Origin of the sequence: Marinomonas sp. ef1, from assembly GCF_002806845.1 — a bacterium.
GTDB classification, from domain to species: domain Bacteria; phylum Pseudomonadota; class Gammaproteobacteria; order Pseudomonadales; family Marinomonadaceae; genus Marinomonas; species Marinomonas polaris.
The window spans coordinates 74,769-82,399 of sequence record NZ_NHTT01000016.1; the positions used below are offsets into that span (position 1 = coordinate 74,769).

At 43.6% G+C, this 7,631-nt stretch carries 6 protein-coding genes and 1 pseudogene; 6 read left to right on the forward strand and 1 reads right to left on the reverse strand.

What is annotated here, in order from left to right:
- The first annotated feature begins 11 nt into the window (after positions 1-11).
- The 6 genes from CCS02_RS18830 (at position 12) to cobA (ending at position 7,386) form a co-directional block, all read left to right on the forward strand.
- Positions 12-2,765 carry an FtsK/SpoIIIE family DNA translocase gene (locus tag CCS02_RS18830; RefSeq protein ID WP_100637434.1) on the forward strand — a complete coding sequence of 918 codons (2,754 nt, stop codon included), beginning with the start codon at positions 12-14 and terminating at the stop codon, positions 2,763-2,765.
- A 67-nt stretch (positions 2,766-2,832) separates the two neighbouring features.
- A complete protein-coding gene (lolA, locus tag CCS02_RS18835) occupies positions 2,833-3,459 on the forward strand; it encodes an outer membrane lipoprotein chaperone LolA (protein ID WP_232728918.1) in 627 nt (208 codons plus the stop codon).
- Positions 3,459-4,841, forward strand: a complete 1,383-nt coding sequence (locus CCS02_RS18840) for a replication-associated recombination protein A (RefSeq protein WP_100637430.1) — start codon at positions 3,459-3,461, stop codon at positions 4,839-4,841. The genes lolA and CCS02_RS18840 overlap by 1 nt, the downstream gene beginning before the upstream one ends.
- Positions 4,838-5,209, forward strand: a complete 372-nt coding sequence (gene crcB, locus CCS02_RS18845; protein WP_100637431.1) for a fluoride efflux transporter CrcB — start codon at positions 4,838-4,840, stop codon at positions 5,207-5,209. Before CCS02_RS18840 ends, crcB begins: the two co-directional genes overlap by 4 nt.
- 67 nt (positions 5,210-5,276) lie before the next feature.
- Entirely contained in the window at positions 5,277-6,578 is a 1,302-nt protein-coding gene (serS, locus tag CCS02_RS18850; RefSeq protein ID WP_100637432.1) for a serine--tRNA ligase, read from the forward strand.
- Positions 6,579-6,642: 64 nt separating this feature from the next.
- A complete protein-coding gene (gene cobA, locus CCS02_RS18855; RefSeq protein ID WP_012070928.1) occupies positions 6,643-7,386 on the forward strand; it encodes a uroporphyrinogen-III C-methyltransferase in 744 nt (247 codons plus the stop codon).
- Between the two features lie 68 nt (positions 7,387-7,454).
- Here cobA and CCS02_RS18860 read toward each other — a convergent pair.
- Positions 7,455-7,631: pseudogene (locus tag CCS02_RS18860) on the reverse strand (IS110 family transposase); the annotation flags it as partial.

Here is a 7,631-nt window from a genome sequence, read left to right on the forward strand (position 1 = left end):
TGTCAGAAAAAATGAGTGAGTCGGTACGATCACCAATTTGGGATATGTTTGCCAAACAAGCGGCATTTATTGCGGCTTTGTTGTTTTTATTCTTCTTTGGTTTGGCGACCTATACCTACAACCCAGATGATGCTGGTTGGTTTTATTCAGGTAGCGGCGCTGCAACTCAAAACTCTATGGGGCCAATCGGTGCCATTCTTGCTGATTTAGCATCTGGCTTTTTTGGATCTTTGTTTTATTCTTTGCCTCCTTTGTTTTTCTGGGTTGCTATAATCATATGGCGAAACCCACACTCTTTGTTACCACTTAATAATGCTTTGCTTTGTACTGTTGGTAGCATCTTATATTTATCATTTGGCTCTGTTTTATGTTTTTTACATACGGTTGGTGAGCCTTCATTGCAATATGGTACTGGTGGGATATTGGGGCGTGGCCTTGGGATTTTGTTGTATGGCTTTATTGGTTATGATGGTGCAACCTTAGTTAGTTTGGCTTTGGTGATTTTGTCTTTTACTTTATTGTCTCAAGTTCATTGGTTAGGGGTGATGGACAGTTTAGGTGAGAGGGCTTACACCTTTGTTATGTATGTTCGCCAAAAATGGGCGAATAGCCGTGAAGCAAAAGCCAGTAAAAAAGCCAGCGCTGCTGACAGTGTTAATATTGCTGATGAAGCAGAGGAACCTGCGATTGTCAGAAAGAGAAGAAAAGCTTCTATTGAACCGACGAAAGTTGAGCCTGTCGTTAAAGAGCAGTCAAATCCTAACGTTTTATTTGAAGATTCATTAGGTGAGGAATCTCATCTAGAGGAAGGTAAGAAATCGAGGTTTCGTTTGCCTTCTCTGTTTTCAAGATCTAAATCTGCTAAAGCAGATGAATCGCACGCGGATTTACCAATCACTCATGAAGAGCCTGCGTTTGGTGGTTTAGATGATTTGTCTGTTGACGGCCTATCCTTTGATGATAAAGACGTCAATTTTGGCGATACTCTTTATATCGAAGAGTCTTGGTCAGCAAAACATGATGATTCTGCAAAAGACAAGATTGCTCAACCTAAACAAACAGCAGCGAAGCCTTTTGAATGGGAGGATGAGGATAAGCAAGAGGTTGTTCCCTCAAGTATTTCTAAAGAGCAAGCTGATGCCATGCTGTTTAATGATGACAAACAGCCTTCGACGATTCCTCCAGCACATAAGCCTGCATTTCGTACTCTGTCTGAAGCTAAACAGCTAGATTCCCTTAGTGGCCCTTATGCAGATGAAGTAGACAGTAACAAAAAAATAGAGGCTTATTCGTTACCAGATCGCTCGGTATTAACGACGCCTAAACCTAAGCAGGGTGGTTATTCAGAAGATGAATTATTGGCATTATCTGAATTGCTAGAGCAGCGTTTGCAGGATTTTGGGGTAAAAGCGGATGTGGTTGAAGTTAACCCTGGCCCTGTTATTACTCGTTTTGAGATTCAGCCTGCACCAGGTGTGAAAGTTTCCCGTATTACCAACTTAGCTAAAGACCTTGCGCGTTCTTTGAGTGTTATGAGTGTGCGAGTGGTGGAGGTAATTGCTGGTAAATCGACCATCGGGATCGAGATTCCGAATCAGGTTCGCGATACCGTGTATTTTTCTGAAGTTATAAACTGTGAAGCCTACGATCGATCTTCTTCGCCGCTTACTTTGTCACTCGGTCATGATATTTCTGGTGAGCCTGTGGTTGTCGATTTAGCAAAAATGCCTCATGTGCTTGTTGCAGGTACAACAGGTTCAGGTAAGTCGGTTGGTGTTAACGCCATGATTTTAAGTATGTTGCTAAAATCGACGCCAGATGAAGTGCGTATGATCATGGTTGACCCAAAAATGCTTGAATTATCGATCTATGAAGGTATTCCGCACCTTTTGACGCCGGTTATCACTGACATGAAAGATGCTGCTAATGGCTTGCGTTGGTCGGTAGATGAAATGGAGCGCCGCTATAAACTAATGTCGAAATTAGGTGTGCGCAACATCGCGGGCTACAACAAAAAAGTGCGAGATGCTATTGAAGCCGGTAAGCCAATTCAAGATCCATTATGGCAGCCTGAAATGGCCATGTTCTCAGAAGATGGTGTCGCTCGCACTGTACCACATTTAGAGCCTTTGCCTTACATTGTAATCATAGTCGATGAATTTGCCGACATGATGATGATTGTCGGCAAAAAAGTGGAAGAACTAATCGCTCGTATTGCACAGAAGGCGCGTGCTGCTGGGATTCACTTAATTCTCGCGACACAGCGTCCTTCTGTAGACGTTATCACCGGCTTAATAAAAGCGAATATTCCAACTCGTATGGCATTTCAGGTTTCTTCGAAAATTGACTCACGAACGATTCTTGATCAAGGCGGTGCAGATCAGCTTTTGGGTATGGGGGACATGTTGTATCTACCCGCAGGTTTGCCAACTCCAATCCGTGTGCATGGCGCTTTTGTCTCTGATGAAGAGGTGCATGCGGTGGTAGAAGAGTGGAAGCAACGAGGCGAGCCAGACTATATTCAGGATGTAGTGGTGAATCCCGAAGACCTAATGACGGATGGCGGTGGAGAAGATAAAGATGCACTTTATGATGATGCTGTGAAAATTGTCATTGAAACGCGTAAAGCTTCGATATCCTCTATTCAGCGGCGATTAAAAATAGGTTACAACAGAGCGGCTAACTTGGTTGAATCGATGGAAGCTGCTGGTCTAGTTGGCCCAATGGGGACCAACGGACAGCGTGATATTTTGATTCCAGAATAAAGAATGATGGTTCAAGAGTTCTTGTTTTTCGGAACTCTTATTTTTAATGTTTTTATGGAGATACAACTTGTTAAATAAATTAGTCACTATGGCTATGTTTACTATCGTAACGGTTTTTCAGACAGCGATGGTGCAAGCAGCCGATGCAACCAGCTCGATAGAAAGTTTGTTAGAGTTGAACCGTAATATTGAAGGTGAGTTTCGACAAGTCACTTATGATGAAAAAGGTAAGCAGCTGCAAGTAAGTGAAGGTATTTTTCTTCTTGCAAAGCCTAATCAATTTGTTTGGGATAGCGTGACGCCTTTTGCACAGCGTATTATTTCTGATGGTAAATATATTACCGTTTGGGATGTGGATTTAGAGCAAGCGACGAAGAAGCCTTTGTCTGGTGCGGTAGGTAATTCTCCAGCTGCATTGTTGGGGCAGCCAGCGGCAGAAGTGCTTCCACACTACAATGTGACAACGCTTGGCGATGAAAAATTTCGTTTAGCGCCGAAAGAGGACCAAGACTTATTTCAAACATTGACTCTGTCTTTTCGTAATAAAGTGATTAGCGCGATGAGTATCTTGGATGCGCTAGGACAAACAACGGTGATTGAGTTTAAAAATGTTGAGACACATGAAGGCGTGGCGAAAGAAAATTTTGTCCTAGACTTACCTGCTAACGTGGATGTGATTGTAGAAGGTCAGTAATGAAGGATCTTTTTTCGGACATACCTGCAGGAGGTTATCAGCCTCTGGCAGCCAGAATGCGACCTGCTAGTCTCGATGATTATATTGGGCAGTCGCACTTGGTTGGTCCGGGAAAACCATTGCGAAGAATGGTAGAAACAGGTCATTGCCATTCTTTTATTCTTTGGGGTCCTCCGGGAGTAGGGAAGACCACTTTCGCTCAGCTTCTATCTCATGCCCTAGATGCACAATTTATTGAAATCTCAGCCGTCATGTCTGGCGTTAAAGAAATTCGTGCGGCGGTAGATCAAGCAAAAAATCTGCGTCAGATGAGCGGCACTCAGACGGTTTTGTTTGTCGATGAAGTGCATCGTTTTAATAAGTCACAGCAAGACGCTTTTTTGCCCTTCATTGAAGATGGCACCTTTTTGTTTATCGGTGCAACCACGGAAAACCCAGCCTTTGAATTGAATTCTGCTTTGCTTTCTAGAGCGCGTGTTTATCGTTTGAAAACACCAAGTGTTGAAGATGTTAAACAGGTGTTGGTTCGAGCTTTACAGGATCACGACAAGGGAATTGCTGCGGATTCACAGGGCAATGCATTTCAAATAGACGATTATTTCTTATCTGTTCTTGCGCAAGCCGCTGATGGTGATATTCGTCGAGGCCTCAACTTTTTAGAGATATTATCTGATCTTGTAGAGCCGGGAAGTAAGGTGACTCAAGAGCAGTTAGAAGATGTATTGGGCGGCAGTGTTCGTCGTTTTGATCGTAAGGGAGATGTGTTTTACGACCAAATTTCGGCGTTTCATAAATCCGTTCGTGGCTCCTCGCCTGATGGCGCCTTATATTGGATGGCGCGTATGCTGGATGGCGGTTGCGATCCTTTATACATAGCGCGTCGTTTACTGGCAATAGCATCAGAAGATATTGGCAATGCAGATCCTAGAGCTTTGCAAATTGGCTTAAACGCTTGGGATGTCTTTGAGCGAGTTGGTCCGGGTGAAGGTAATCGTGCTATTGCGCAAGCTGCTGTATACATGGCGTGCGCACCCAAGAGCAACGCTGTTTATAAAGCCTTTAATCAAGCAATGTCTGATGTTGCGGCACAGCCCAGTTATGAAGTGCCTGCCCATTTGCGTAATGCGCCAACCTCCTTGGCGAAAAGTATGGGGCACGGTGATGAATATCGCTACGCTCATAATGAAGAGCATGCTTACGCCGCCGGTGAAAACTATATGCCAGAAGAATTGGCTGATATGCGTTATTATCAGCCGACAGATCGCGGTTTAGAGAAAAAAATCAATGACAAACTGGCTTGGTTGTCTGATTTAGATAACCAAAGCCCATTCCAGCGTTATGGCTCTTTTTCGCAAGGCTTACCTCAAGGGGGTGAAGAATGATGTATTTTATGATTGCCGTTGGTGGCGCATTTGGTGCACTGAGTCGTTACGGCATGACAAAATGGATTAATACCTACTGGAATCACCATTTTCCCTTTGCGACTATGGTGATTAATGTTCTAGGTTGTGTGTTGATGGGCGTGGCGTTTGTAGTGATAAGCGAACGCATGCCATTCCTTGAACCGTATCGGCCTCTGGTCATGGTTGGTTTTTTAGGGGCATTTACCACTTTTTCTACTTTTTCTTTGGAAATTATCTCTCTTATTAACATGCAGGCTTGGCTAAGTGCTGTAAGCTATTTATTATTGAGTTGTGTTTTAGGGATTGCTGGTTTAGCGGCTGGTATGGCTGTTACTCGTTTTTTTTGATCCCTGTTATTGTTTGAAGACACCCTAATTTATTTATACACACTGATTGAAGGATATTGTTGCCCAGATGTTAGATATTAAAGCATTACGCGCTGACCCAGAAGCCATTGCGGCTCAACTTAAAAAGAAAGGCTACGAGTTGGATGTGGCGACTTTTTCTTCCTTAGAAGAGCGTCGTAAAGCCATTCAAGTAGAAACTGAGCAGCTGCAACAAGCCCGAAATTCAGTGTCCAAAGAGATTGGTCAGGCAATGAAGTCTGGCGATAAAGACAAAGCGGCTGAGTTAAAATCACAAACAGTAACGCTAGGTGATGATCTTGAAGCGGCTAAAGCACAGCTGACACAAGTTCAAGAAGAATTGGAAAGCTTGCTAGAAGGTATTCCAAACCTTCCTCATGCATCTGTACCAGAAGGTAAGACTGAAGACGACAACGTAGAAGTTCGTCGTTGGGGTACGCCTAAGCAATTCGATTTTGAGCCAAAAGACCATGTTGATCTAGGTGAAGCAATGGAGATGCTGGATTTCGAAGCGGCGGTAAAAATTACCGGTTCTCGTTTTGCAGTTATGCATTCTGATTTGGCGCGCCTACATCGTGCTTTGACTCAGTTTATGATCAACACGCATGCTGATTTGCATGGTTATACTGAAGTGTATGTTCCTTACTTGGTAAACGCTCATTCCCTAAAAGGAACAGGTCAGCTACCTAAGTTCGAAGCAGATTTGTTTAAAGTGCCAGTAGATAAAGACAGCGGAAATAACGATCTTTACCTGATTCCAACGGCAGAAGTGCCAGTGACGAACTTGGTGCGCGATGAAATTTTAAATGACGCTGATTTGCACAAGAAATTTGTTGCTCATACACCTTGTTTCCGCAGTGAAGCTGGCAGCTATGGTCGCGATACTCGTGGCATGATTCGTCAGCATCAGTTTGAAAAAGTTGAGTTAGTTCATGTTTGTCGCCCAGATATTTCTGAACAAGTACTTGAAGAGCTTGTTGGTCACGCTGAAGTGATTTTGAAGAAACTAGAGCTTCCTTACCGAACTGTGATCTTGTGTGGTGGCGACCTTGGTTTCTCTGCACACAAAACGTACGACATTGAAGTGTGGTTGCCAGGTCAAGGTAAATACCGTGAGATTTCTTCTTGCTCAAATATGTGGGATTTCCAAGCTCGTCGTATGCAAGCGCGCTGGCGTAACCCAGAAACAGGCCGTCCAGAATTAGCACATACCTTGAATGGTTCAGGTTTGGCTGTAGGTCGTACATTAGTTGCCGTACTTGAAAACTATCAAAATGCTGATGGTAGCGTGCGCGTTCCTGATGTGTTGGTACCTTATATGGGCGGTAAGACCGTTTTGAAAAAAGCGTAAGCTAAATTTTCTAATAAAAAAGCCTCAACGGAGGCTTTTTTTGTATGAGTGGATATTGGAAGTTATGACGGGCAAGGTCTATTTGATTGGTGCGGGTCCAGGTGATCCTGAGTTATTGACGTTAAAAGCATATCGTTTATTAAAAATGGCTGATGTGGTTTTGTATGATCGCTTGGTTGGCAAAGAAATTATTGAGCTAATTCCTGAGTCAGCAGAAAAAATGTACGTGGGTAAAGCCAAGTCTTTGCATAGCCTTCCGCAAGAAGAGATTAACAGCCTGCTTGCCGCCAAGGCTAAAGAGGGCCACATGGTAGTGCGTTTAAAAGGCGGCGATCCTTTTATCTTCGGGCGCGGCGGTGAAGAACTTGAAGAGTTGATTGAAGAGGGCGTGCCTTTTGAAGTGGTTCCGGGTGTAACGGCGGCGGCAGGTTGTGCGGCTTATGCAGGGATACCTTTAACGCATCGTGATTATGCTCAGTCGGTTCGATTTCTCACAGGTCATTTGAAAGACGGCACGACAGAGTTACCTTGGGAAGAGTTGGTGCATCCAGCGCAAACCTTGGTTATTTATATGGGCTTAACAGGCCTTAAAGACATAACTCAGTCGTTGATTCGCTTTGGTATGAGTCCATCCATGCCGGTGGCAATTGTTGAAAAAGGCACAACCAGCGAGCAGCGCGTTTTTACGTCCACCATTCAAGATGTCTATGAAGTGTCCGTGGTGAATGAAGCGAAATCGCCAGCATTATTGATAATTGGTGAGGTTGTGAACTTGCAGAAGAAATTAGAGTGGTATGGTAAATATTGATATTGGATTGATGAATTTTTATAGGCTTTTGTAGATACCATCTCTCCTAATCAGCCTCAAGTTTTTATTTAACTAACTTGAGGCTGATATTCTGTTTGATTCTTAACAACACCAAAACATATTTGTGACAACTTTCTCATCGCTGCACCTAGCGCCTGCATTTTTGTTTTGCCTTGTTTTAGTAATCTCGTTTTCTGCGCTTTTATATCGGTATTATGTTGCCCAGCTACGATTGCGGCCATATT